We start from the raw sequence: 22,958 nt of genomic DNA, 5'->3' as shown, positions 1-22,958 counted from the left end.
TACGCCGGCTGCGCGCGCTCTAGCGCTGCCCGAACGCCGTATCCTTGAACAGGTCCTTGTATTCCCGCGGCTGCGAGCGCCAGTACTGCTTCGGGGCGTGCACCTTGGCGCCGAGCTCGGCCGCCGCGTGCCAGGGCCAGCGCGGGTCGTACATTATGGCCCGGGCCAGCGAGATCGCGTCGGCCTTGCCCTCGGCCAGGATCGTCTCGGCCTGCTGCGCCTCAGTGATGAGACCGACCGCGATGGTGGTCAGCCCGGTCTCGGCCTTGATCCGCTCGGCATAGGGCACTTGGTAGCCCGGCCCGAGCTTGATCGCCTGCTTCGGCGAGACGCCACCCGTCGAGACGTGGAGCGCGGGTGAGCCGGCGCGCTTGAGCGCCTGTCCCAGGGCCACGGTCTCGTCGAGGTCCCAGCCGTCCTCGACCCAGTCGGTGGCCGAGACCCGCAGCCAGACCGGGCTGCCCGCCGGGACGACGTCGCGCACGGCATCGTAGACTTCGAGGGGGAAGCGCATCCGGTTCTCGAGGCTGCCGCCATAGGCATCGGTGCGCTTGTTGGCGATCGGCGACAGGAACTGGTGCAGCAGGTAGCCGTGGGCGCCGTGCAGCTCCACGGCCTCGATGCCCAGGCGCACGGCGCGCTTGGCGGTAGCCACGAACTGCTCGCGGACGCGCTTCAGGTCGGCGGCGTCGAGGGCGTGGGGCGGGACCTCGGCCTCGCCGTGCGCGACCGCCGAGGGCGCCTCCGTGCGCCAGCCATAGGCCTGCTCGGGCGGGATCTGCTGGCCGCCGGCCCAGGGCGCCTCGCTCGATGCCTTGCGGCCGGCATGGGCGATCTGGATGCAGATCGGGATCGGGGCGTATTCGCGCACCGCCTCGAGCACCCGGCCGAGCGCCCGCTCGCAGCCGTCATTGTAGAGGCCGAGGTCCCAGGCGGTGATCCGGGCCTCGGGCGAGACTGCGGTGGCCTCCAGGGTCAGCAGGCCGGCCCCCGACATCGCCAGCTGGCCGAGATGCATCATGTGCCAGTCTGTGGCCTCGCCGTCCCGGGCCGAATACTGGCACATCGGTGCGATCAGGATGCGGTTCTCGAGCGTGAGGGCGTCGAGGGTGAGCGGTTCGAACAGGCGGGCGGTCATGGGCGGCTCCGTTACGCGCCGGACCTATGTGGCGCAGGCGCGCGGCCGAGGCCAGCATCGGCATGTGCGCAAGCCCACCCGCTATGCGGCCACGGCACGGTCGCAAGGGAACCGACCACGCGTTCGGTAACTTCTGGCTGAATGACGGTCTGATACCGCCGATGCGAACCGCCTGAGGGGGCGAGATCGCGCGAGGTCCACGCCATGTTGCTCCCGAACCGTTCCACCCGATTTGCCGCCCTGGCCGCGGCTCCGTTCGCCCTGGCGGCGTTCCTGGCCGTCCCCGCCGATGCCCAGCCGGCGGCGTTCGGCGGCCCGAAGATCTTGATTCACGGCAACTATTGCGGCCCCGGCAACAACGCGCCGCTGCCGCCGATCGATGCCCTCGACGCCGCCTGCGCCCGCCACGACGCCTGCACGCCGGCAGGTGGTCTGCCGTCGCAGGCCTGCAACCTGCGCCTGCAGCACGACGCGGCGCTCGTCTCACGCGACCCGCGCCAGCCCGAGGATCTGCGGGCGCTGGCGGGCTTCGTCGCGGCAAGCGCGACGCTGATCCCCGCCGAGCCGGGCCCACGGCGCCTACCCGCCTCGGTCACGACCGCCACGATGCCGGGGGCCTATGCGCCGGCCCTGTCGCGGCCGGTCCCCTCGGCCGACCTCTCGGACGAGGCACCCGAGGGGGGTGAGGCCGACTGAACCTCGTCCCGCCCGGACGGTCAGGCTCGGCCACCCGCCTTGCGCGCATGGCCGAGGAAGAACCGGACCATCTCGGCGCTCGCATCCGGCCCGCGGGGCTCGGTGAACGAGCCGTCCGGGCTGCCGCCCGACCAGGCATGCCCTGCCCCGTGCAGGATCCAGTATTCCAGCTGGGTCCCGCCGGCGGCGTCCTTGCGGACCGTTCGGGTGTAGGCGACGCCCCCCGGGCTCGTGCCCCGGTCGACCGTCTCGGCGAGGCCCGTGGGCGCCATGGCCTGGGCGACCACCTGATCGCCGTTGGCCGGGTGCACGGTGCGATCGATGTCGCCGTGGAACACGATGGTCGGGACCGCCTGCCGGTTGCGGCCCGGGGCGCTGCCCTGCCCCTTCATGGCGGCGAAGGCCGAGGGAACGTCCCGGGCCGCGCCGCAGGCCAGGCCCGAATGGACGCCCACCGCCGCGAACAGGTCCGGATAGGTCGCCGCCAGGATCGCCGCCGTAGCACCCCCGGCCGAGAGACCCGCAGCGTAGACCCGGTTCGGGTCGCCCGAGAACTCCTCCACCACCGCCCGGGCGATGCCTGCGAGCAGGGCCGGCTCTCCGGCGTCACGGGTCTGGTCACTGGTGGCGTACCAGTTCCAGCAGCGCTGCATGTTTGCCGACTGGGGCTGCTCCGGATAGGCGACCAGGAAGGTCTGCGCCTCGGCGAGGCGGTTCATCCGCGTCCCGGCGGCGAAGTCGTCCGGGTTCTGGGTGCAGCCGTGCAGCATCAGGAGGACGGGCAGCGCCTGGCCGGTGTAGCCGCTCGGCACGAACACCTTGTAGCGGCGGCTGCCCGCGGCGGCCGTGAAGGTTCTGTCCTCGAACCGGGCGCCGGCCGGCACGGTCGCGGCGGCGGGCCGTCCGGGCTGCTGCACGGGGGCTCCCGCGAAGCCCTCCGCGAAAGCGCCGGTGGGGAGTCCGCTCCGCGCGAGGCCGTCGCGCACGGTCCGCATCACCGCCGCGGCGATGTCGGCGGCGTGTGGGGGGACGTGTGGGGCGGCGTGGTCCGGCTCGGCACTCGGCTTGGGGGGCGTCCAGGCGTCGCCGGGGGCCTGCGGCGCCTCCATGTCGATGATCGGGGCGCCCCCGGTCGTCTCGGCCGGGCGCTCGCGCGCCTCGGCCCAGCGGGCGAAGGCGTCGGCCTGCTGGCTCTGGAACCGGCCCATGGCGGCCGTCATCCGGGCGGCTCGGGCCGCGCGCTTGCCCTCGGCCTCGGCCGAGCCGGGGCCTCCGAACCCGCCGAGCTTCATCTTGGACAGGTCGAAGTTCAAAAAGTCCAGCTTGGGGAAGTGCTTCATCGGGCCGTTCCTTGCGGGCGGGGTTCGGACACGGCCGGCGGCTGCGCCCGGCTGTGCGGTCGGGAAATTCTTCAGGCGATCCGGTCGGCCAGGGCGGCCTTGACCGCGGGGCTGGCCTGGAACGCCCCCAGCACCTCCACGGAGGCGATGGCGGCGCGCGCCAATTCGGGTGTGACGTCCGTCGCCACCGTGGCGAGGCCGAGGACCTGGATGTGCAGGGGCACGCCGGCATCCCGGGCGGCCTCCAGGGAGGCGCGGGAATAGTGTGAGACGCCCAGGCGCAGCTGGCGGCGGGCCACGGATTGGCGCACCGCCTCCTCCTGCCGGTCCAGCTGGTTGCGCACCGCGGTGCGGATGAAGTCGGCGCGGTTGGCGTAGAACCCATCGCGGACCATCAGGTCGACCCGGCCGAGATCGACGAAGCCCAGGTTGATCGTGATCTTCTCGCTATCCGGCACCTTGGGCCGGAGTTCCGGTACGGTGTCTGCCATCGCCTCGCCCTCTCCAGCCCATCCGGTTGGATGGTCTAGAGATGGTGAACGGATGCCGCAGCGCAAGATACGGTCGCGACGCGTCTCGAAACGGTCGCGGTTTCAAAGGGTCGGCGGCCCGTTGCGTGTCCGGGGCGGAGCCCTGGTGTCCGGCTTCGCCCGGATTCGGGGCTGCGCCCCCCGAACCCCGCCGAAGGGCCTCGGGCCCTTCGGGAGCCCGTATCGCGACGCATCATCAATCCGCGCCGATCCCCCGTCCCTTCAGGCTGGCGCCGATCTCGTCGAGGACGGAGGCGTCGTCGATGGTCGCCGGCATCGTCCAGGGCTCGTGGTCGGCGATGCGCTTCATGGTGGCGCGCAGGATCTTGCCGGACCGGGTTTTCGGCAGGCGCGGCACGGTGAGCGCCAGCTTGAACGCAGCCACGGGCCCGATCTCGTCGCGCACCTTGGCGACCAACTCGCGCTCGATGTCCTCGGGCGCGCGGTCGACCCGGGCCTTGAGCACCACGAAGCCGCAGGGCACCTCGCCCTTCAGCGCGTCGCGGATGCCGATCACCGCGCATTCGGCGACATCGGGGTGGCCGGCCAGCACCGCCTCCATGCCGCCGGTGGACAGGCGATGGCCCGCGACGTTGATAATGTCGTCGGTCCGCCCGAGCACGGTGATGTAGCCGTCGGCGTCGATCACCCCGGCATCCGAGGTGTCGTAGTAGCCCGGGAAGGTGGCGAGGTAGCTCGACTGCATCCGGGCGTCCGAGCCCCACAGGGTCGGCAGGCAGCCGGGCGGCAGGGGCAGCCGGATCGCGATGGTGCCCATCGTGCCGGGCGGGACCGGCTTGCCGCCCTCGTCCAGGACCGCGACCGCGTAGCCCGGCATCGGCACGCAGGTGCTGCCGTGCTTGACCGGCAGGAGGCCGAGGCCCAACGGGTTGCCGGCGATCGGCCAGCCGGTCTCGGTCTGCCACCAATGGTCGATGACCGGGCGATCCAGCGCCCGCTCGGCCCAGGCGACCGAATCCGGGTCGGCCCGCTCCCCGGCCAGGAACAGGCTGCGGAAGGCGGACAGGTCGTAGTCGCCCACCAGCGCCCCGGCCGGATCCTCCTTCTTGATCGCGCGCAGGGCCGTCGGCGCCGTGAACAGACAGACTACGCCGTGCTCGGCGACCACCCGCCAGAACGCCCCGGCATCGGGCGTGCCTACCGGCTTGCCCTCGTACAGGACCGTGGTGCAGCCGTGCAGCAGCGGCGCGTAGACGATGTAGGAATGGCCGACCACCCAGCCGATATCGGAGGCGCAGAAATAGGTCTCGCCGGGCCGGACGCCGTAGAGGTTCGGCATCGACCAGGCGAGCGCCACAAGGTAGCCGCCGGTATCCCGGACCACGCCCTTCGGCTTGCCGGTCGTCCCGGAGGTGTAGAGGACGTAGAGCGGGTCGGTGGCGGCCACCGGCACGCAGGCGGCGCGCTTGCCCGCCGCCTCGGCGGCCGCGACGGCCTCGGCCCAATCGTGGTCGCGGCCCGCGACGAGCGTCGCGGCGCATTGAGGACGCTGCAGGATCAGGCAGGCGTCGGGCTTGTGCCGGGAGGTGGCGATCGCGAGGTCCAGCAGCGGCTTGTAGGCGACCACCCGGTTCGGCTCCAGGCCGCAGGAGGCCGCCAGCACCACCTTCGGGGCCGCATCCTCGATCCGCACCGCCAATTCGTTCGCCGCGAAGCCGCCGAACACCACCGAGTGGACGGCGCCCAGCCGGGCGCAGGCCAGCATGCCGAACAGGGCCTCGGGCACCATCGGCATGTACAGGATCACCCGGTCGCCCTTGCCGACGCCGAGATCGGCCAAGACGGCCGCGAGCGTCGCCACCGAATCGCGCAGGGCCCGGTAGCTGATGCTGCGCTTCGTGCCGGTGACGGGGGAATCGTACAGGATCGCCGCCTGCTCGGCCCGCGCCCCGTCGGCGTGGCGGTCCACCGCGTTGTGGCAGGCGTTGAGCGTCCCGTCCGGGAACCAGCGGCCGTAGGGCCCGGCGTCCGGCGCGAAGATCTGCTCGGGCGCGCGCGACCAGTCGAGCGCCCGGGCCGCCTCGCGCCAGAACGCCTCCGGGTCGCGGCGCGCCGCGACATAGATCTCGGGATAGCGGCCCGGCAGGCTGGCGGTGGTCATGGGCGCGGCGTGTCCTCGGAGCCGCTCTCCGGCGGCATCCCGGAGAGATTAGCCGATTCTGATTTTTTTGCGCGCGCGAGCGGTCGTCCAAGTGGATGATAACGCGCTTATGGATCGCTACCGGGCTCAGCCGAAGAGCCGGCTTCTCCTACCCAGTCCCATCATTCTGATGTTCTGGACCGAAGCGGAGGCCTCGAAGGAGGGTTCCAGGGATCGCGGCTGCATCTGGAGGGCGCCTTCGAGGCTCAGTGGCGCGGGCGCCTCGCGACGGGGTCTCGGTTGGAAGAGCGTAAAACACGCGTGCAGAGAACCGCCGCACCGGGCGGACCGATACGGCGGTTCTCATCTTGAAAGTATGTTCGTGGGACAGTCAGGCGTCGCTCAGTGCAACGTATCGTTGCCGGCTTGCAGCCTTTTGATTTCGTCCTTGAGAAGAAGTTTCCGTCGCTTCAGTTCGGCAATGTGGAGGTCGTTCGCAGAAGGCCTGTGGATCGCCTCGTGAATCTCGCGCTCGAGGGCTTCGTGCTTCCGGGCGAGTTGGCTCAAATGCGTCTGCAGCGACATGAGTCGAATCTCCTGTCATTGTTCCGACACATAGAGACTGGCACAGGATGCCGCACCTGTCGAAGCCTTTTCTCCGGCCAAGCCTCACGAATGCTTGCACGGCCGGCTTGTCCCGCGGCGGGGCGTAACGCATGCTCTTCGATCTGGAACGGTCTTCGATCCCGCGGGTGATGATGGCGGACGAGTCGGGTGAGAGCGCGCAGTCGGACCTCGAGGCCGAGCTGAGTCGTCTGCGCGAGGAGCACCGGGGCCTCGACGGCGCCATCGAGGCGCTGGAGCGCAGCGTCGCTGGGGATCAGCTTCAGATCCAGCGCTTGAAGAAGCGCAAGCTGACCCTGCGCGACCGGATCTACCATATCGAGGATGCCCTCACCCCCGATATCATCGCTTAGAGCGCGCCGCCGAAGTGGATGCCGGTTCGGGGTGAGCGAGCGCAGCGCGTCGCACCGGAAGCCGGAAACCATCTTCCGGGACGGTCCACCGATGCCGGTGGACGCACTGGCCCGCCGCCTTGCCGCCGGGCCGCCTCGCCTGTAAGCGGCCTCTTTTGCCGGGACATACGATGGCGTCGCCTCCCGTCGCGATCATCATGGGCAGTCAGTCCGACTGGGCGACCATGCGGCACGCCGCCGAGACGCTCGATGCGCTCGCGGTGCCGTACGACGCCCGGATCGTGTCGGCCCACCGCACCCCGGACCGGCTCGTGGCCTTCGCCAAGGGCGCGGTGGCGGACGGGTTCAAGGTCGTGATCGCCGGTGCCGGCGGGGCCGCGCACCTGCCCGGCATGGCGGCCGCGATGACCCGCCTGCCGGTCTTCGGCGTTCCTGTGGAATCGAAGGCCCTGTCCGGCCAGGACAGCCTGCTGTCGATCGTCCAGATGCCGGCCGGCATTCCCGTCGGGACGCTGGCGATCGGCCGGGCCGGCGCGGTCAACGCGGCGCTGCTGGCGGCCGCGGTGCTGGCGCTCGGCGATCCGGGCCTGGCGGAGCGGCTCGAGGCGTGGCGCGCGGCCCAGACCGCGTCGGTGGCCGAGCGGCCGGTGACGGAAACGCATTCGTGACGGACACACCCCTGAAGCCCGGCTCCACCCTCGGCATCGTCGGCGGCGGGCAGCTCGGGCGCATGATCGCGCTCGCGGCGGCCGCTTACGGCCTGAAGGTGCACGTCTACGCGCCCGATCAGGACAGCCCCGCCTTCGACGTCTGCGCCCGGACGACCTGCGCGGCCTACGACGACCCGCAAGCGCTCGCCGCCTTCGCGCGCAGCGTCGACGCGGTGACCTACGAGTTCGAGAACATCCCGCGCGCCACCGCCGACATCCTGGCCCGGCACGCGCCCCTGCACCCGAACGCCGAAGCTTTGGCCACCACCCAGGATCGCCTCAGCGAAAAGGAATTCATCAACCGGCTCGGAATTCCGACCGCCCCGTTCCAGGCGGTCGACACGCCCGATGACCTCGACCGGGCGATCGCGGCGCTCGGCCTTCCGGCGGTGCTCAAGACCCGCCGGTTCGGCTACGACGGCAAGGGTCAGCGCATCCTGCGCGAGCGCGCCGAGGGCGACCGCAACGCGCTGTTCGCCGAGTTCGGCGGCGCGCCGCTGATCCTGGAGGGCTTCGTGCCGTTCGAGCGCGAGGTCTCGGTGGTCGCCGCCCGCGGCCGTGACGGCGGCTTCGCGGCCTTCGACCTGTGCGAGAACGAGCACCGCGACCACATCCTGGCGCTGACCCGGGTGCCGGCCCCCGGCCTGACGCCCGAGACCGCCCGCGCCGCCCTCGACATCGCCAAGCGGATCGCCGATGCGCTGGATTATGTCGGCGTGCTCGCCGTCGAGATGTTCCTGGTGCGCCAGGACGGAGCCGAGCGGCTGGTGGTCAACGAGATCGCGCCGCGGGTCCACAATTCCGGGCACTGGACCATCGAGGGGGCGACGACCTCGCAATTCGCCCAGCATGTCCGCGCGGTGTGCGGCTGGCCGCTCGGCGACTCGGCCCGGATCGGCGGGTTGCCGGTGGAGATGCGCAACCTGATCGGCGCCCAGGCCGACGATTGGTCGGGCCTGCTGGCCGAGCCCGGCGCCCACCTGCACCTCTACGGCAAGGGCGAGGCCCGGCCCGGCCGCAAGATGGGCCACGTCACCCGGCTGGGATCCGTTCCGATCCCCTGATCGAGCCCGGTTCTGCGGCTTCGGGAACACACCGGACCGGCCGCACGCGTGCCGGAGGCCGCCCCCGGACGCCTGCGCGCCGTCGAGCCATACCTTCGCCACATCCCGCCGCTTCCACCACATCGTGGGCGGTCACGGAACCGCGCGCCTTTAAGCCGGCATTCACCGCGATGCGCGACGGTGCCTCGGAGACGAGGGGCGCGGCGCGGGCCGGGCGACGGGACAATCGGGGGCGGGGTGCGCGCGCGAAGGCGGGCCGCGCCCCGGGGAGAGTGGGGCGATGATCGTACGCAACGGGCTGGCACACAAGATCGCGCTGATCGGCGCGGCCACGCTCTCGGCCGCGGCCCTTGCGGGCTGTGAAACCGTCGGCAGTGCCGCCAGCCCGCGGCAATACGCGGTGGTGGAGACCGACACCACCGGCGCCACCAACGTCAACATCGCGTCGCTGACCGAGGTGATCCAGCGCAACCCGAACGACGCTGCCGCCTACAACACCCGCGGCGCCGCCTATGCCCGGGCCGGCCAGTTCAACGACGCCATCGCCGACTTCACAAAGGCGATCCAGATCGACCCGAATTCGGGTTCGGCCTACAACAACCGCGCGCTGGCCGAGCGCCAGGTCGGCCGCGACGCCGCCGCGCTGCAGGATTTCAGCAAGGCGATCAGCATCGACCCGAATTACGGGCCGGCCTATATCGGCCGCGCCAACGTCGAGCGCGCCCAGGGCAACGTCGACCAGGCCCTGTCCGACCTCAACGTCGCGATCCGGCTGATGCCCGAATCGGCCGAGGCCTACCATGCCCGCGGCCTGGTCCGGCAGAAGCAGGGACAGGACACCCAGGCGATCGCCGACTTCGACGCCGCGATCGACCGCAACCCGTTCGTGTCCGCGCCGTACGCGGCCCGCGGCCAGAGCCTGATCGCCACCAACCAGTACCCGAAGGCGATCGAGGACTACAACGCGGCGCTCAACGTCAACAACAAGGACGCCACCTCCTGGGCCTATCGCGGCCTCGCCTACGAGAAGTCGGGCCAGCGCAAGGAGGCGCTCGAGAATTACCAGCGCGCCGCCGTGATCGAACCCAACAACGCCGTCGCCCGCGCCGGCCTCGGCCGCGTGCAGGGCGGCGTGGGCTCGCTGTTCAACTGATCTCGCAGACGACCGAGACGGTCCAGGCCGGCGCCCTCCCCTCGGCATGAGCGGAGGGCGTTCGTGTATGGCGTGGCGCGCGCCGGAACGTTCGAGCGCATGAGCCTCTCTGGCTCCACGGTCATTCCGGGGCCGCGAAGCGGAACCCGGAACCCGGAAACTCGACTCGAGCAGGACCCGGCACTGTCGGCGGCTCTCGATTGCCGCCTCGGGCGGCCCCTTCGGTTCCAGGCTCCCCTGCGGCGCCCCGGAATGACGGTGTACGTCCGTTTCTCACGCCGCCAGCAGGCCGTTCTCCCCTTGCGTGATCCGGCGCAGGTGGTGGGCGGTGTCGCCGAGCTGGTATTCGATCATGGCGAGCCGCTTGAAGTGGTGGGCGCCGATATATTCGAGCGTCATGCCGATGCCGCCGTGGAGCTGCACCGCCTCCTGGCCGACGAACCGGCAGGCCTTGTTGATCTGCACCTTCACGGCCGCCAGCGCCGCCGCGCGCGCGGCCGGATCCTCCGCCTCCACCATCATGGCGGCGTAGAGGGCCATCGAGCGCGCCTGTTCGAGCTGGATCAGCATGTCCACGGCCCGGTGCTGGAGGGCCTGGAACGAGCCGACGCTGACCCCGAACTGCGTGCGGGTCTTGAGATACGCCACCGTGAGCTTGTGGAGCGCGTCCATCGATCCGACCGCCTCGGCGGCGAGCGCCGCGATCCCGTGCTCGGCCACCCGCTCCAGCAGCGGCAGGCCGCCCTCGGGATCGCCGAGCGCAGCGTCGGCCGGCAGCGCGACGTCCGAGAACGACACCTCCGCGGCCCGGCCGCCATCCTGGGTCGGGTAGGCCTCGATCGCGACCCCCGGGGCGTCCGCCGGCACCAGGAACAGGCCGATCCCGTGCGGGTCGCGCCGCTCCCCGGAGACCCGCGCCGAGACCACCATCAGCCCGGCCGCGTCGGCGTTGGGCACCACGCTCTTGGCCCCGCTCAGGACGAAGTTTTCGCCCGAGCGACGGGCCGTGGTCGCCACGTCGTGGAGGTCGTAGCGTGACTGGCGCTCGGTGTGGGCCAGGGTAAGCCGCAGGCTGCCGTCGATCACGCCGGGCAGGATCTTTTCCTTCTGCGCCGCGCTGCCGCCGAGCCGGAGCGCCGTCGCGCCGAGCACGAGGCTCGCGAACAGCGGCTCGACCACGAGGTTGCGCCCCACCGCCTCCATGACCAGCATGGTTTCGACCGGGCCGCCGGCCAGCCCGCCCTCGTCCTCGGAGAAGGGCAGGCCGGTGACGCCGAGTTCGGTAAACGCCGCCCAGCCCGCCTCGGGGAAGCCCAGGGGCGCCTTCAGCCGGGCCTGCCGGCTCTCCAGCGACGGATACAGGTCCGCCGCCATCCGCTCGACGCTGTCGCGCAGGAGCGACTGGTCCTCGTTCAGGTCGAAATCCATGGTGGTGTCCTCTCGCGGAAGGTCACGGGCGCCGCGTTCATCCCACCCACACCCTCATCCTGAAGTGCCAGAGCGCAGCGGAGGCCTCGAAGGAGCCCTCCAGCCAGCCCCGCGACCCCTGGAGTTCTCCTTCGAGGCGGCTTCGCCGCACCTCAGGATGAGGGGGTCGGGTGGGATCGGCGGGGGCGGCTTGCGGGCCCCCTGCCCTCACAACCCCAAGATCCCCTTGGCGATGACGTTGTGCTGGATCTCGTTGGAGCCGCCGTAGATCGAGACCTTGCGGTTGTTGAAGTAGCTCGGCGCCGCCGCATCGACCCAGTCGAAGCCGCCGGGCAGGTTGTTGGCGCCGGCCCCGCGCGATGGTGCTGCCAGCGCGAACGGTCCGGCGAGCTCGACCAGCAACTCCGTCGCCGCCTGCTGGAGCTGCGAGCCGCGGATCTTGAGGAGCGAGGAGGCGGGATCCGGCTCCACCGAATCCGCGCGACCCTGCTTGGCCGCCACCCGCATCTGGGTGATCTCCAGCGCCTTCAACTCGACCTCGACCTCCGCGACCCGGCCGCGGAAGTCGCGGTCGTCCCACATGGTCCCGGAGCCTGCCGGCATCTCCTTGGCGAGGCGCTTGATCCGCTGAATGCGTTCCTTGGTGAGGCCGATCCGGGCGATGCCGGTGCGCTCGTTGGCGAGCAGGAATTTTGCGTAATCCCAGCCTCGGTTCTCCTCGCCGACGAGGTTCTCGAGGGGAACGCGCACGGAATCGAAAAAAACCTCGTTGACCTCGTGCCGGCCCTCCAGGGTCAGGATCGGCCGCACGGTGATGCCGGGGGTCTTCATGTCGATCAGGAGGAAGGAGATGCCGCGCTGCTTCTTGGCCTCGAAGTCGGTGCGCACGAGACAAAAAATCCAGTCGGCGTGCTGGCCCAGCGTCGTCCAGGTCTTCTGGCCGTCCACGACGTAGTGGTCGCCGTCGCGCACGGCCTTGGTCTTCAGGGAGGCGAGGTCCGAGCCGGCGCCGGGCTCGGAGAAGCCCTGGCACCACCAATCGTCGAGATTGGCCGCGCGGGGCAGGAAGCGCGCCTTCTGGTCCTGCCGGCCGAAGGTCGCGAGCACGGGGCCGAACATGTAGCAGTTGAACTGCTGCGGCAGCGGCACCGCGGCCTGGAACAGCTCCTCGGTGTAGATGTAGCGCTGTATCGGGGTCCAATCCCGGCCGCCCCATTCCTGCGGCCAGTGCGGCACCGCCCAGCCCTTGGCGTTGAGGATCCGCTGGCTGGCGACGATGTCCTCCTTGGCGAGGCTGCGCCCCTCCGAGACCTTCTTTCGTATGTCAGCCGGGATCTTCTCCCGGCAGAAGCTACGGACCTCGTCGCGGAACGCGATTTCGTCCGGCGTAAAGCGCAGATCCATCGTCAGCCTCCGATCTCGAACAGGCCGGCGCAGCCCTGGCCGCCGGCCACGCACATGGTCACCACGGCGTAGCGCGCCCCGCGGCGGCGGCCTTCCAGGAGGGCGTGCCCCACGAGCCGCGCCCCCGACATGCCGAACGGATGGCCGACCGCGATGGCGCCGCCGTTGACGTTGACCTTGTCCGGATCGATCCCGAGCGTGTCCCGGCAATAGACCGACTGGGACGCGAAGGCCTCGTTCAGCTCCCACAGGTCGATGTCGGCGACCGTGAGCCCCTGCCGCTCCAGCAGGCGCGGCACCGCGAAGACCGGGCCGATGCCCATCTCGTCCGGCCCGCAGCCGGCCGAGGCGAAGCCCCGGAAGGTGCCGAGCGGCGTGAGGCCGCGCCGGGCGGCCTCCTCGGCCGACATCAGCACGCTGGCGGCGGCCCCGTCCGAGAGCTGGCTGGCGTTGCCGGCCGTGATGAAGGCGCCCTCCCCGCGCACGGGCTTGAGCTTGGCGAGGCCCTCCGGCGTCGTGTCGGGGCGGTTGCCCTCGTCCTTGGTGAGCCGCGTCTCGACCTCCCGGGTCTCGCCGGTGGCCTTGTCGGTCACCGCCATCACGGCGCTCATCGGGACGATCTCGTCGTCGAACAGACCCCGCTCCTGCGCGGCGGCGGTGCGGCGCTGGCTCTCCGCCGCGAAGGCGTCCTGCACCTCCCGGGAGATGCCGTAACGCGCGGCCACGATGTCGGCGGTCTCGATCATCGGCATGTAGATCGCCGGCAGGTGCGCCTCCAGCCAGGCGTTGCGGGTCAGCTCCCGCTGGACCTTTGGCTGGACCAGGCTGATCGACTCGACCCCGCCGGCCACGGCCATTGGAACGCCATCGAGGATGATCCGGCGGGCGGCGCTGGCGATCGCCTCCAGGCCCGAGGCGCAGAAGCGCGAGACCGTGACGCCGGCCGATTCCACCGGGATCCCCGCCACCAGGGCGGCGTGGCGGGCGACGTTGCCGCCGGTGGCGGTCTCCGGATAGCCGCAGCCCAGCACCACCTCCTCGACGGCTCCCGGCTCGAGCCGGGCCCGGTCCAGGGCGCCCCGGATCGCGTGGGCCGCGAGGTCGGCGCCGCGGGTGAGGTTCAGCGCGCCGCGATGGGCCTTGCCGATCGGCGTGCGGGCGGTCGAGACGATCACCGCGTCGGTCATGCCGGATTCCTCTTCGGTTCCGCACGGATGTGCAGGTCGGATGCTGGCACAGCATCGGCCGGATGCGGCGCGGGTCCCCCCTCCCGCACGGGAGAGGCGGCGCGGCGCGGGCTGCAGGAGCGACAGCGCCTGATGCCGGCGGGTTGGGGATCCCGAAGGGCGTCACGCCCTTCGGTGGGATGTCGGGGCAACGCCCCGAGGCGTCGGACCTCTCGAAACCGGGACGAAGCCCGTTCGAGCCGGCCGGCCATCAGGCCGTCGCCTTCCAGGCGGCGAAGGTGCCGCCTTCGTCCGCCAGCTTGCGCAGCAGCGGCGCCGGCTCCTGGCTGTCGTCGCCGGCCTCCCGGGCGAAGCGTGACAGCGCCTCGGCGACCGTCCTGAGCCCGACCGTGTCGGCCCAGTGCATCGGGCCGCCGCGCCAGGCCGGCCAGTTGTAGCCGTTGATCCAGATCGTATCGATGTCGCCGGGCCGTGCCGCGATCCCCTCTTCGAGGATCCGGGCGCCCTCGTTGACCATCGGGTACATGAGCCGAGCGACAATCTCGTCGGGGCTGAACGTGCGACGTGCGACGCCGTGCTCGGCGGCGGTCTTCTCGATGAGCGCGTCCACCTCGGGATCGCGGGTCCCGGTCCTGGCGCCGTCCGCATACACAAAGAAGCCGCGGCCCGTCTTCTGGCCGAACCGGCCCATCTCGGCCAGCGCGTCGGCGACCGGGGCCCGGCCGCCGAAATCCTTGCGGGAGCGCCAGCCGATATCGAGGCCGGCGAGGTCGCTCATGGCGAAGGGGCCCATCCGGAAGCCGAAGGCGGTCACGGCGGCGTCGACCTCATGCGGCAGCGCGCCTTCGAGCAGCAGGCGCTCGGCGGCCCGGCTGCGGCGCTCCAGGATGCGGTTGCCGACGAAGCCGAAGCAGACGCCCACCGTCACCGGGAGCTTGTTGAGGCGCTTGGCCAGATCCAGCGCGGTGGCGAGCACGTCGGGCGCGGTCTTCCCGGCCCGGACCACCTCGACGAGGCGCATGACGTTGGCCGGGCTGAAGAAGTGCAGCCCCAGCACGTCCTGCGGCCGGCCGGTCACCGCCGCGATGGCGTCGACATCGAGATAGGAGGTGTTGCTCGCCAGGATCGCCCCCGGCTTGGCGATGCCGTCGAGTTTGGAAAAGATCTCGCGCTTGACGCCCATGTCCTCGAAGGCCGCCTCGATCACGATATCGGCCTCTGCGGCGTTCTCCAGGCCGATCGCCCCGGTGATCCGGCCGACCCGCGCATCGCGCTGGGCCTCGGTGATCGAGCCGCGCTTGGCCGAGCCCGCATAGAGGGCCTTCACCCGGTCGAGGCCGCGCTCCAGGGCGCCGGCCTCGGTCTCGATCACGGTGACCGGGATGCCGGCATTGGCGAAGCACATACTGATCCCGCCGCCCATGGTGCCGGCGCCGATCACCGCGGCCGTCTCGATGGCGCGACGGGGCGTCTCCTTCGACAGGCCCGGGACCCGGCCCGCCTCGCGCTCGGCGAAGAAGGCGTAGCGCAGGGCCTTCGAGCGCGGATCCTCCACCAGCGTGCGGAACTCGTCCCGCTCGACGGCGACCGCCGCGTCGAACGCGGTCGGGTCAAGGCCGGCGCGCACGGCCCGGACCAGGGCGCGGACGTTGGTCGCCTGCGGATCGCGCTTCACGGCCTCCTCGGCCAGCGCCTCGAAACTCTGCCGGGCCTCCGGCGTCAGCCTGTCCGCCCGGTCGCGCACCCGCGGCAGGGCGCCGGAATCGGCCAGTTCCAGGGCCCGGGTGCGGGCCGCCGGGACGAGGTCGCCCAGCACGACGGCATCGACGATGCCCCGCTCGGCGGCCGCATCGGCCGAGATTGGCGAGCCGGTGAGCATCATCGTGAAGGCGGCGTCCGGCCCGATCAGGCGCGGCAGGCGCTGGGTGCCGCCGGCTCCGGGGATGATCCCGAGCTTGATCTCCGGCAGGCCGAGCTTGGCCGCCGGCGCCGCGATCCGGCCGTGGCAGGCCATCGCCAGTTCCAGTCCGCCGCCGAGCGCCGCGCCGCCGATCGCCGCCACCACCGGCTTCCGGCCGGCATCGAGCCGCTCCAGCACGTCGGGCAGGCTCGGGGCCTGAGGCGGCTTGCCGAATTCCGAGATGTCGGCCCCGCCGACGAACACCTTGCCCTCGGCCGCCAGCACGATGGCGCGCACCGAATCGTCCGCCTCCGCCCGGGCCAGGGCGGCATCGAGGGCAGCCCGCAGCCCGGCGCCGAGCGCGTTGACCGGCGGGTTCGCCAGCGTGAGCACGGCCACGCCGCCATCGACCTCGTAACGAACCAAAGCGTCGCGCTCCCTGTTCTGCATTGCAGAATGATCGTTTGCATTTTGCGGGGATGTTGATCTGCGATCCCCGACTCGTCAAGGATGCGCCGGCATCGCCCGTGACCCGCGTCGTGGCGTTCCGCATTGCAGACGCCGCTCAGCTGAACGGTTTGACCGGTGCCGGACGCCATGCCATTCAGACCCGCCCCGGGCACGATTCCGACCCTGGCCCGCCCAGCCGGGTTCCATGGGAAGGGCCGCCCGATCGATCAGGGAGGATCGCCGTGCGCGGTATCGGCCAACAGCCCGGCAGCCTCCGATGAGCGACGGATCCGAACAGGGGCCGGCTAGCCGCCTGCCCGAGACCCTGCGCGGTCGCCTCGCCCTGCCGGTGATCTGCGCCCCGATGTTCATCGTGTCGGGGCCGGAACTCGTGATCGCGCAATGCCTGGCCGGGGTGGTCGGCGCGTTCCCGGCGCTCAACGCCCGGCCCGCCGCACTCCTCGACGAATGGCTTTCGACGATCACGCGGACCCTGGCTGAAGCGCGCGCGAAGGATCCCGCCCGCAAGATCGCGCCCTTCGCGGTCAACCAGATCGTCCACGCGTCGAACGACCGGCTGGCGCACGACGTCGAGGCCTGCATCCGGCACCGGGTGCCGATCATCATCACGTCGCTGCGGGCGCCGGACGCGGTGATCCGACCGGTCCACGGCTATGGCGGCGTGGTGTTCCACGACGTCACCACGGTCCGCCATGCCGAGAAGGCCCTGGAAGCCGGGGTCGACGGGCTGATCCTCGTCTGCGCCGGCGCGGGGGGCCATGCCGGCACGCTGAGCCCCTTCGCCCTCGTCGGCGAGATCCGGCGCTTCTACGACGGGCCGCTGATCCTGTCGGGGGCGATCACCACCGGCTCGGCGATCCTGGCCGCCCAGGCCATGGGCGCCGACCTCGCCTACATGGGCACCCGGTTCATCGCCACCCGGGAGGCGAACGCCGCGTCCGGCTACAAGGACATGATCGCCGGCAGTGCCGCCGCCGACGTCCTGTACACCCCCTACTTCACGGGCGTGCCGGGCAATTACCTGACGCCGAGCATCCGCGCCGCCGGGCTCGATCCCGAGGCCTTGCCGGTGCGCGACAAGACCGCGATGGATTTCGGCAGCGCCGGCGTGAAGGCCTGGCGGGACGTCTGGGGCGCCGGCCAGGGGGTCGGCACCATCGCGGACGCGCCGGCCACCGCCGACCTGGTGGCCCGGCTCGTTCGGGAATACGCCGCCGCCCGGGCCGGGCTCGGGGGCGTCGCCGCGGCCTATGCCGGCGAGGCCGTCCCGTGAGCCTCCGTGTCGCCGATCCCGAGCTCGGGATCCGGCTGGTCACCATCGACCGGCCGGAGCGCCGCAACGCCCTCGACCGGGCGACCTATGCGGGCCTCTCCGCCACCTTCACCGCGGCCGGCGCCGACGAGACCGTGCGCGCCGTGGTGCTCACCGGGGCGGGCGGCTGCTTCACGGCCGGCAACGACCTCAGGGACTTCCAGGATGTCCAGACCGACGGCGACAGCCCGGGCCTGACCTTCCTGAAGGCCCTGCGCGGCTGCCCGAAGCCCGTCGTCGCGGCGGTGGAGGGGCACGCGGTCGGCATCGGCACGACGCTGCTGCTGCATTGCGACCTCGCCTATGCCGGGGACGGCGCCCGCTTCCGCCTGCCGTTCACGGCGCTCGGGCTGAGCCCGGAAGGCGGTTCAAGCTACCTCCTCCCGCTCATCGCCGGCACCAAGCGGGCGGCCGAGCTGCTGATGCTCGGCGAGCCCTTCGGCGCCGCGGAGGCGGCGGCGGCCGGCCTGATCAACGCCGCCGTCCCGCAGGGCGCCGCCCTGGACACCGCCCTCGCCCGAGTCCGTGCCCTGGCCGCCCTGCCCCCGGTCTCGATCGCCGCGACCAAGCGCGCCCTGCGCCGGGGCCACGATGACGTGGTCGCCCGCACGCTCGCCGAGGAGGCGCAGGTGTTTCACGGGCTCCGCCGCGGCCCGGAGGCGCAGGCGGCCTTCGCGGCGTTCCTGCGCCGATGAACGCCGTGGGTGAGGCCCTGCTGGGTGATCCCGAGGCGACGCCGGGCGACGGCGCCAACGAGCGTGGCGCCAAGGAGGATCGCCACTTCGTCACGGCGCTCGGCCGTGGCCTCGCGGTGCTCGCCTGCTTCGGGCCCGGCCGGACCAGCCTGGCCAACCACGACCTCGCGGCGGCCTGCGGCCTGCCGCGCTCGACCGTGTCGCGCCTCACCTACACGCTGACCAAGCTCGGCTACCTGCACCACACCGCCGAGACCGGCCGCTACCGACTGGGCCACGCGACCATCGCGCTGAGTTCGGCGGCGCTGGGCGGCCTCGACGTGCGCGGCATCGCCCGACCGGTGCTGCGGGCGGTCGCCGAGGCCGCCAACGCCTCGGTGGGGCTCGGAGTGCGCGACCGGTTGAGCATGCGCTACGTCGATTGCCAGCGCGGTCCGGCCGCGATCTCGCTGAACCTCGACACCGGCTCGCGGATCTCGCTCGCGCGCAGCGCCATGGGTCGCGCCTACGTGGCGGTCTGCCCGGAGCGCGAGCGCGAGAGCATCTACGAGGACCTGAAGGCCCTCGACCCGGTGGCCTGGCCCGCCCTGCGGGCCGGCCTCGACCGGGCCGTGGCCGAGCACCGCGAGCTCGGTTGCTGCACCTCGTTCGGCGAGTGGCAGGAGACGGTCTGCGCGATCGCGGTGGGATTTCATCCCGGCGGCGGCCTGCCGGCCATGTCGGTCAATTGCGGCGCCCCGACGATCATCACCGACGCCCGGTTCCTGATGGACGTGGTGCGGCCGAAGCTCGTCGCAGCCGTGCGCAGCCTCGACGGCGTGATGGGAGCATGAGGACCCGTTCCATGGAAACCGATCCATCCCAAGATCTCCCGCTCGCCGGCATCCGCGTCCTCGACCTGTCCCGGGTCCTGGCGGGGCCGTGGTGCGCGCAGGTGCTCGGCGATCTCGGCGCCGACGTGATCAAGGTCGAGCACCCGGAGCGCGGCGACGACACGCGGGACTGGGGCGTGGCGACCAGCCCCGGCAACACCTCGTATTTCGACAGCGTGAACCGCAACAAGCGCTCGATCGGCGTCGATCTCGCGACGCCCGACGGGCTGGCGATCGTCAAGGCGCTGGCCCGCGAGAGCGACGTGCTGGTCCAGAACTTCAAGACCGGCGGGGCCGAGAAGCTCGGCCTCGGCTACGCGGCGCTTTCGGCCGAGAATTCCGGGCTGATCTACTGCTCGATCGCCGGCTACAGCTCCGACGGCTCGGAGGCCGGACGGCCCGGCTACGACCTCGTGGTGCAGGGCGAATCCGGCGTGATGGCGCTGAACGGCGAGGCGGGCGGGCCGCCCCTGAAGTTCGGGGTCGCGGCGGTGGACCTGTTCACCGGGCAATACGCGGCCCAGGCCGTGCTGGCGGCCCTGTTCCAGCGCGAGCGCACCGGGCGCGGCAAGGCGATCGACCTCGCCCTGTTCGATTGCGGCGTGGCGCTGACCTCCTATTACGGGCTGGAGGCGCTCGCCCGGGGCATCGATCCGCCGCGCTACGGCAACGCCCACCCGTCGATCGTGCCCTACGGGGTGTTCGAGGCGGGAGACGGGCCGGTGGTGATCACGGTCGGCAACAACGCCCAGTACCGCCGGTTCTGCGAGCAGGTGCTGGAGCGGCCGGACCTGTGCGCCGACCCGCGCTTTGCGACCAACCTCGACCGCTCGAAGAACCGCGCCGCCTTCATCCCGATCCTGGATGCCGAACTCGCCAAGTGGGAGCGCGCGCCGCTGATCGCGCGCCTGCGCGCGGCCGGCATCCCCTGCGGCGAGGTGATGGGCCTGCGCGAGGCGCTGACCTGTCCGCGCGCCCGGGAGGCCGGTCTGGTGGTCGAGGGCGCCGACAACGCCCACGTCATCGCCCCGCCCTACCGGCTCGACGGGCGCCGGCTGCCGGTGCGCCGCATGCCGCCGGGCCTCGGGGATTCGAGCGCCGAGATCCTGGCCGAGCGGCTGGATGTGTCGGCGCAGGCGCGGGACGCGCTGGTGGCGAAGGGCGTGGTCCGGTAGCGCGCCTTCAGCCCTCGACGGCGCCCAGCCGGGCGCGGGCATCGTCCAGCACCCGGGTCAGGGCGTCGTCCCAGGCGACCCGCGGCTGCCAGCCGGTGGCGTCGTGCAGGCGGGCGGAATCGCCCGCCGCCAGCGGGATTTCGTTCGGGCGCACCCGCTCGGGGGCGATCCGGATCTCGAACGGCACCCGGGCGCGGGCGCGCAGGCCGTCGAGGACGCTGGCGATCGTGCGGGGGACGCCGGAACTGATGTTGAACACGCTCCCGTCCGCCAGGGCTTCGGACCGGCCGATCAGGTCGGCATAGGCGCCCGCGACGTCGGCGACGTCGAGGAAATCGCGGTACGAGGACAGGTTGCCGACCTCGAGGAGCGGTGCCGCAAGGCCGGCCTCGATCCGGGCGATCTGCCCGGCGAAGGAGGCCACGACGAAGCGCTCGTCCTGGCCCGGGCCGATATGGTTGAACGGCCGCAGCACCACGAGCTTCACGCCGATCCGGGGCAGCAGGTCGCGCAGCAGCTGCTCGCCGACCCATTTCGACCGGGCGTAGGTGTTGCGCGGCAGGGGTTCGGCCGCCTCGGACAGCGCGTGGCCGGCCAGGAAGGCACCGCCATAGACCTCGCCCGAGCTGACGAAGAACAACGTGCAGCCCGGCACCGCCTCGACGGCCGCCACGAGGTTCATCAGGCCGTTGACGTTCACCCGCCAGGTCTGCCCCGGCCCGGTGGCGGACTGGCCCACCGAGGCGAGGCCGGCCAAGTGGAGGATCTCGGTCGGCCGGAAGCGCGCCACGAAGGCGCCGAGGGCCGCCTCGTCCAGGAGGTCGATGCGCGCGTAGGTGACGCCCTCCGGCAGGCTCGGCGCTTCCCCGCGGCCGATGCCGACCACCCGGGCGCCCGATCCGGTCAGGAGCGGCAGCACATGGCCGCCGACGAAGCCCGCCGCGCCGGTGACGAGGATGCGTCTCACGCCAGGCCTGCCGATCCGTTCCACGGGGTCATCATCATCGTGCAGTCCCGGACGAGATCAGGCGTTGTCTCCCTCAACGAGAAGGCAGCGATATAAACCCGCGCACCGGCAAGGAAATGGGATCCCGAAAGGTACGAGACCCTTCGGCAGGGTGCAGGGCTCCGCCCCGCACCCATAAGGGGTCGAAGACCTTTCGAAACCCTGGCTCGTCAGTTCATCGTCCGGGTGCCCCAGCGGGTGCCCATGCGGCTCTGGGCGCTGCCGGGGGAACTGCCCGCGTCGGCGCCGATCGCCGGCCCGGACGCGGTCTGCGGCCTGTGCTGGGAGCCGGCCGCCATGGGCGTCGAGGCCACCATGTCGGGCACCTCGGCGAGGTGTTCCTCGTCGCGATCGGTGGCGAACTGGCCGGCCTTACGGAACGGCCAGAGATAACCCGGAACCACCGCCTCGGCCGCGGTCGGGCTGATACCGAGCGCCTCGATGGTCCGGCCCTCGGCCTTGGCGGCCTCGGACACGACGTTGTCGTTCTGGAGCAGGATCACCTGGTCGCGGGTGAGCTTCAGGCTGTCGGGCAGCAGGCCGAAGGTCAGGGTGTGGGCGACCTCCAGGAACCGGGCCTGGAGCTTGGCCACCGGCAGCGGCAGGTCCACCACCGCGCGCTTCCGCTGGATCGTCTTCAGCATGTAGCGGACGAGGTGCTCGAGCGTCGCGACTTCGGGGCCGCCGAGCTCGTAGACCTTGCCGCCCGGCACCGCGCCATCGACGGCCCGGGCGATCGCCTCGGCGACGTCGCCCACGAAGACCGGCTGGAAGCGCGACTGGCCGCCCGCCAGCGGCAGGACCGGCAGCGCCCGGGCCAGCCCGGCGAAGCGGTTGAAGAAGCTGTCGCCCGGCCCGAAGACCAGCGAGGGCCGGAACACCACCGCGTCCGGGCAGGCGGCGAAGATCCGGGCCTCGCCCTCCGCCTTGGTGCGGGCGTAGTGCGACGGCGAGGCCGGATCCGCCCCGATCGCCGAGACGTGAATCATCCGGGCACCCTGCCGGGCTGCGGCGCGCGCGATCTCGCCCGCGCCTTCGACCTGCAGGCGTGCGAAGCTCTGCGAGCCGGTCTCCTGCAGGATGCCGACGAGGTTGATCACCACGTCCGAGCGCTCGGCCGCGCGGGCCACCGATTCGGGGTAGCGCAGGTTGGCCTGGACGGCCACGATCTGGTTGACCTTGCCCAGCGGCTGCAGGAACAGCGCCAGGTCCGGCCGGCGCACCGCGACGCGGATCCGGTAGCCGCGTTTGGCGAGCGCCCGCACCACGTGCCGGCCCAGGAAGCCGGAGCCGCCGAAGATCGTCACGAGCTGGGATTGCGGGCGCAGGGGGCCCGTTGCTGCGGTGGATGCGGGCATGCTGTCCTGAGGCGTGTTCTGTGGGCCGGTCATCGCCGTGGTCTCGGGCTCCTCGCGCGCCCCGGGGCGCCGTCATGCGGGCCTACTTAGCCTAAGTTCGGCGCCTTGGGAGCCGCCCATGCGCGTCGCGGCGCGATTACCGTGTCCTGGCGCCGGATGCGACCGGGAACGGGCACCGCGCCCGCGCATTTCCACGGACGACTTCGCCGGGCCGTCCGCCGGCCGGGACGCGCCGGGGACCATGATGATTCTAGGGATGCTCGTCTCGGCGGTGATCGCCGTCTTCGGACTGCTCGTCGCGCTGGGCCTGATCGGCCACCCGATCGATGCGCAGCTCGTCACCAATTACGGCTGGAGCATCCTGACCATCGGCGTCGCGCTGTTCGTCCTGTTCGCCTATCGCCGGTTCAGCCGGACGCGGGGCCGGCGCTCGGTCTGACC

21 protein-coding genes are annotated in these 22,958 nt (G+C 71.7%); 10 read left to right on the top strand and 11 right to left on the bottom strand.

The genetic code is table 11. The annotated features are described in order from the left end of the window. Window positions 1–19 precede the first annotated feature (19 nt). Window positions 20–1,138 carry an NADH:flavin oxidoreductase/NADH oxidase gene (locus tag ACYQPG_RS14975; RefSeq protein ID WP_147908880.1) on the bottom strand — a complete coding sequence of 373 codons (1,119 nt, stop codon included), beginning with the start codon at window positions 1,136–1,138 and terminating at the stop codon, window positions 20–22. A gap of 204 nt (window positions 1,139–1,342) precedes the next feature. Between ACYQPG_RS14975 and ACYQPG_RS14970 the strand changes: the two genes are divergently transcribed. Further along, the gene (locus ACYQPG_RS14970; protein WP_147908881.1) at window positions 1,343–1,834 is read left to right on the top strand and encodes a hypothetical protein; all 492 of its coding nucleotides are present in this window, start codon (window positions 1,343–1,345) and stop codon (window positions 1,832–1,834) included. Between the two features lie 20 nt (window positions 1,835–1,854). On the opposite strand, the gene ACYQPG_RS14965 is transcribed toward ACYQPG_RS14970, so the two are convergent. The 4 genes from ACYQPG_RS14965 to ACYQPG_RS14950 all read right to left on the bottom strand — a co-directional run bounded on the left by ACYQPG_RS14965 (window position 1,855) and on the right by ACYQPG_RS14950 (window position 6,390). After that, window positions 1,855–3,174, bottom strand: coding sequence for an extracellular catalytic domain type 1 short-chain-length polyhydroxyalkanoate depolymerase (locus tag ACYQPG_RS14965; RefSeq protein ID WP_461231194.1), 1,320 nt, complete (start codon window positions 3,172–3,174; stop codon window positions 1,855–1,857). 71 nt (window positions 3,175–3,245) lie between these two features. Continuing rightward, window positions 3,246–3,665, bottom strand: coding sequence for a CopG family transcriptional regulator (locus tag ACYQPG_RS14960; RefSeq protein ID WP_461231193.1), 420 nt, complete (start codon window positions 3,663–3,665; stop codon window positions 3,246–3,248). A gap of 235 nt (window positions 3,666–3,900) precedes the next feature. Next, window positions 3,901–5,826, bottom strand: a complete 1,926-nt coding sequence (locus ACYQPG_RS14955; protein WP_461231192.1) for a propionyl-CoA synthetase — start codon at window positions 5,824–5,826, stop codon at window positions 3,901–3,903. Between the two features lie 381 nt (window positions 5,827–6,207). Next, on the bottom strand, window positions 6,208–6,390 hold the full coding sequence (locus ACYQPG_RS14950; protein ID WP_058190671.1) for a YdcH family protein: 183 nt from the start codon (window positions 6,388–6,390) through the stop codon (window positions 6,208–6,210). 170 nt (window positions 6,391–6,560) lie between these two features. Between ACYQPG_RS14950 and ACYQPG_RS14945 the strand changes: the two genes are divergently transcribed. From ACYQPG_RS14945 to ACYQPG_RS14930, 4 genes are all read left to right on the top strand, one after another. Beyond that, window positions 6,561–6,782, top strand: a complete 222-nt coding sequence (locus tag ACYQPG_RS14945) for a YdcH family protein (RefSeq protein WP_147908890.1) — start codon at window positions 6,561–6,563, stop codon at window positions 6,780–6,782. 170 nt (window positions 6,783–6,952) lie between these two features. Next, entirely contained in the window at window positions 6,953–7,450 is a 498-nt protein-coding gene (gene purE, locus ACYQPG_RS14940; protein ID WP_147908884.1) for a 5-(carboxyamino)imidazole ribonucleotide mutase, read from the top strand. Then, window positions 7,447–8,556 carry a 5-(carboxyamino)imidazole ribonucleotide synthase gene (locus tag ACYQPG_RS14935; protein ID WP_147908885.1) on the top strand — a complete coding sequence of 370 codons (1,110 nt, stop codon included), beginning with the start codon at window positions 7,447–7,449 and terminating at the stop codon, window positions 8,554–8,556. Before purE ends, ACYQPG_RS14935 begins: the two co-directional genes overlap by 4 nt. Window positions 8,557–8,836: 280 nt before the next feature. After that, entirely contained in the window at window positions 8,837–9,709 is an 873-nt protein-coding gene (locus ACYQPG_RS14930) for a tetratricopeptide repeat protein (RefSeq protein WP_147910976.1), read from the top strand. Between the two features lie 273 nt (window positions 9,710–9,982). Here ACYQPG_RS14930 and ACYQPG_RS14925 read toward each other — a convergent pair whose 3' ends face one another. The 4 genes from ACYQPG_RS14925 to ACYQPG_RS14910 all read right to left on the bottom strand — a co-directional run bounded on the left by ACYQPG_RS14925 (window position 9,983) and on the right by ACYQPG_RS14910 (window position 16,078). Beyond that, a complete protein-coding gene (locus tag ACYQPG_RS14925) occupies window positions 9,983–11,137 on the bottom strand; it encodes an acyl-CoA dehydrogenase family protein (RefSeq protein WP_147910975.1) in 1,155 nt (384 codons plus the stop codon). A gap of 207 nt (window positions 11,138–11,344) precedes the next feature. After that, complete coding sequence (locus ACYQPG_RS14920) at window positions 11,345–12,541, bottom strand: acyl-CoA dehydrogenase family protein (protein WP_419829713.1); 1,197 nt, start codon at window positions 12,539–12,541, stop codon at window positions 11,345–11,347. Between the two features lie 2 nt (window positions 12,542–12,543). Further along, complete coding sequence (locus ACYQPG_RS14915; protein ID WP_147908305.1) at window positions 12,544–13,728, bottom strand: acetyl-CoA C-acyltransferase; 1,185 nt, start codon at window positions 13,726–13,728, stop codon at window positions 12,544–12,546. A gap of 250 nt (window positions 13,729–13,978) precedes the next feature. Continuing rightward, window positions 13,979–16,078, bottom strand: coding sequence for a 3-hydroxyacyl-CoA dehydrogenase NAD-binding domain-containing protein (locus ACYQPG_RS14910; protein WP_210248929.1), 2,100 nt, complete (start codon window positions 16,076–16,078; stop codon window positions 13,979–13,981). A 277-nt stretch (window positions 16,079–16,355) separates the two neighbouring features. Between ACYQPG_RS14910 and ACYQPG_RS14905 the strand changes: the two genes are divergently transcribed. From ACYQPG_RS14905 to ACYQPG_RS14890, 4 genes are read left to right on the top strand one after another with little or no spacing between them, the layout of a single operon-like run. Continuing rightward, window positions 16,356–17,372 (top strand): NAD(P)H-dependent flavin oxidoreductase, encoded by a 1,017-nt coding sequence (locus ACYQPG_RS14905; protein ID WP_147938976.1) that lies wholly within the window; start codon window positions 16,356–16,358, stop codon window positions 17,370–17,372. After that, on the top strand, window positions 17,369–18,106 hold the full coding sequence (locus tag ACYQPG_RS14900; RefSeq protein ID WP_461231191.1) for an enoyl-CoA hydratase-related protein: 738 nt from the start codon (window positions 17,369–17,371) through the stop codon (window positions 18,104–18,106). Before ACYQPG_RS14905 ends, ACYQPG_RS14900 begins: the two co-directional genes overlap by 4 nt. Further along, window positions 18,103–18,939 (top strand): IclR family transcriptional regulator, encoded by an 837-nt coding sequence (locus ACYQPG_RS14895; RefSeq protein ID WP_147908309.1) that lies wholly within the window; start codon window positions 18,103–18,105, stop codon window positions 18,937–18,939. Before ACYQPG_RS14900 ends, ACYQPG_RS14895 begins: the two co-directional genes overlap by 4 nt. Before the next feature lie 11 nt (window positions 18,940–18,950). Next, the gene (locus tag ACYQPG_RS14890) at window positions 18,951–20,153 is read left to right on the top strand and encodes a CaiB/BaiF CoA transferase family protein (RefSeq protein WP_147908310.1); all 1,203 of its coding nucleotides are present in this window, start codon (window positions 18,951–18,953) and stop codon (window positions 20,151–20,153) included. A gap of 7 nt (window positions 20,154–20,160) precedes the next feature. Here ACYQPG_RS14890 and ACYQPG_RS14885 read toward each other — a convergent pair whose 3' ends face one another. Both ACYQPG_RS14885 and ACYQPG_RS14880 read right to left on the bottom strand, forming a co-directional pair. Further along, a complete protein-coding gene (locus tag ACYQPG_RS14885; RefSeq protein ID WP_461231190.1) occupies window positions 20,161–21,120 on the bottom strand; it encodes an NAD-dependent epimerase/dehydratase family protein in 960 nt (319 codons plus the stop codon). Window positions 21,121–21,329: 209 nt separating this feature from the next. Then, window positions 21,330–22,517, bottom strand: a complete 1,188-nt coding sequence (locus tag ACYQPG_RS14880; RefSeq protein ID WP_461232468.1) for a complex I NDUFA9 subunit family protein — start codon at window positions 22,515–22,517, stop codon at window positions 21,330–21,332. A 241-nt stretch (window positions 22,518–22,758) separates the two neighbouring features. On the opposite strand from ACYQPG_RS14880, the gene ACYQPG_RS14875 reads away from it, so the two are divergent. Next, entirely contained in the window at window positions 22,759–22,956 is a 198-nt protein-coding gene (locus tag ACYQPG_RS14875) for a hypothetical protein (RefSeq protein ID WP_246689939.1), read from the top strand. The last annotated feature ends 2 nt before the right edge of the window (window positions 22,957–22,958 follow it).

The organism is Methylobacterium sp. CM6246 (genome assembly GCF_054818005.1).
The sequence above is the reverse complement of the archived record's forward strand: the minus strand, read 5'-3'. Positions and strand labels throughout refer to the sequence as shown.

Coding starts and splice junctions, on each gene's coding strand:
- ACYQPG_RS14875 (WP_246689939.1), top strand. CDS start 22,759: ATGATGATTCTAGGGATGCTCGTCTCGGCGGTGATCGCCGTCTTCGGA.
- ACYQPG_RS14975 (WP_147908880.1), bottom strand. CDS start 1,138: ATGACCGCCCGCCTGTTCGAACCGCTCACCCTCGACGCCCTCACGCTC.
- ACYQPG_RS14930 (WP_147910976.1), top strand. CDS start 8,837: ATGATCGTACGCAACGGGCTGGCACACAAGATCGCGCTGATCGGCGCG.
- ACYQPG_RS14920 (WP_419829713.1), bottom strand. CDS start 12,541: ATGGATCTGCGCTTTACGCCGGACGAAATCGCGTTCCGCGACGAGGTC.
- ACYQPG_RS14890 (WP_147908310.1), top strand. CDS start 18,951: ATGGAAACCGATCCATCCCAAGATCTCCCGCTCGCCGGCATCCGCGTC.
- ACYQPG_RS14965 (WP_461231194.1), bottom strand. CDS start 3,174: ATGAAGCACTTCCCCAAGCTGGACTTTTTGAACTTCGACCTGTCCAAG.
- ACYQPG_RS14960 (WP_461231193.1), bottom strand. CDS start 3,665: ATGGCAGACACCGTACCGGAACTCCGGCCCAAGGTGCCGGATAGCGAG.
- ACYQPG_RS14950 (WP_058190671.1), bottom strand. CDS start 6,390: ATGTCGCTGCAGACGCATTTGAGCCAACTCGCCCGGAAGCACGAAGCC.
- purE (WP_147908884.1), top strand. CDS start 6,953: ATGGCGTCGCCTCCCGTCGCGATCATCATGGGCAGTCAGTCCGACTGG.
- ACYQPG_RS14955 (WP_461231192.1), bottom strand. CDS start 5,826: ATGACCACCGCCAGCCTGCCGGGCCGCTATCCCGAGATCTATGTCGCG.
- ACYQPG_RS14905 (WP_147938976.1), top strand. CDS start 16,356: ATGAGCGACGGATCCGAACAGGGGCCGGCTAGCCGCCTGCCCGAGACC.
- ACYQPG_RS14945 (WP_147908890.1), top strand. CDS start 6,561: ATGATGGCGGACGAGTCGGGTGAGAGCGCGCAGTCGGACCTCGAGGCC.
- ACYQPG_RS14915 (WP_147908305.1), bottom strand. CDS start 13,728: ATGACCGACGCGGTGATCGTCTCGACCGCCCGCACGCCGATCGGCAAG.
- ACYQPG_RS14895 (WP_147908309.1), top strand. CDS start 18,103: ATGAACGCCGTGGGTGAGGCCCTGCTGGGTGATCCCGAGGCGACGCCG.
- ACYQPG_RS14970 (WP_147908881.1), top strand. CDS start 1,343: ATGTTGCTCCCGAACCGTTCCACCCGATTTGCCGCCCTGGCCGCGGCT.
- ACYQPG_RS14880 (WP_461232468.1), bottom strand. CDS start 22,517: ATGCCCGCATCCACCGCAGCAACGGGCCCCCTGCGCCCGCAATCCCAG.
- ACYQPG_RS14910 (WP_210248929.1), bottom strand. CDS start 16,078: ATGCAGAACAGGGAGCGCGACGCTTTGGTTCGTTACGAGGTCGATGGC.
- ACYQPG_RS14925 (WP_147910975.1), bottom strand. CDS start 11,137: ATGGATTTCGACCTGAACGAGGACCAGTCGCTCCTGCGCGACAGCGTC.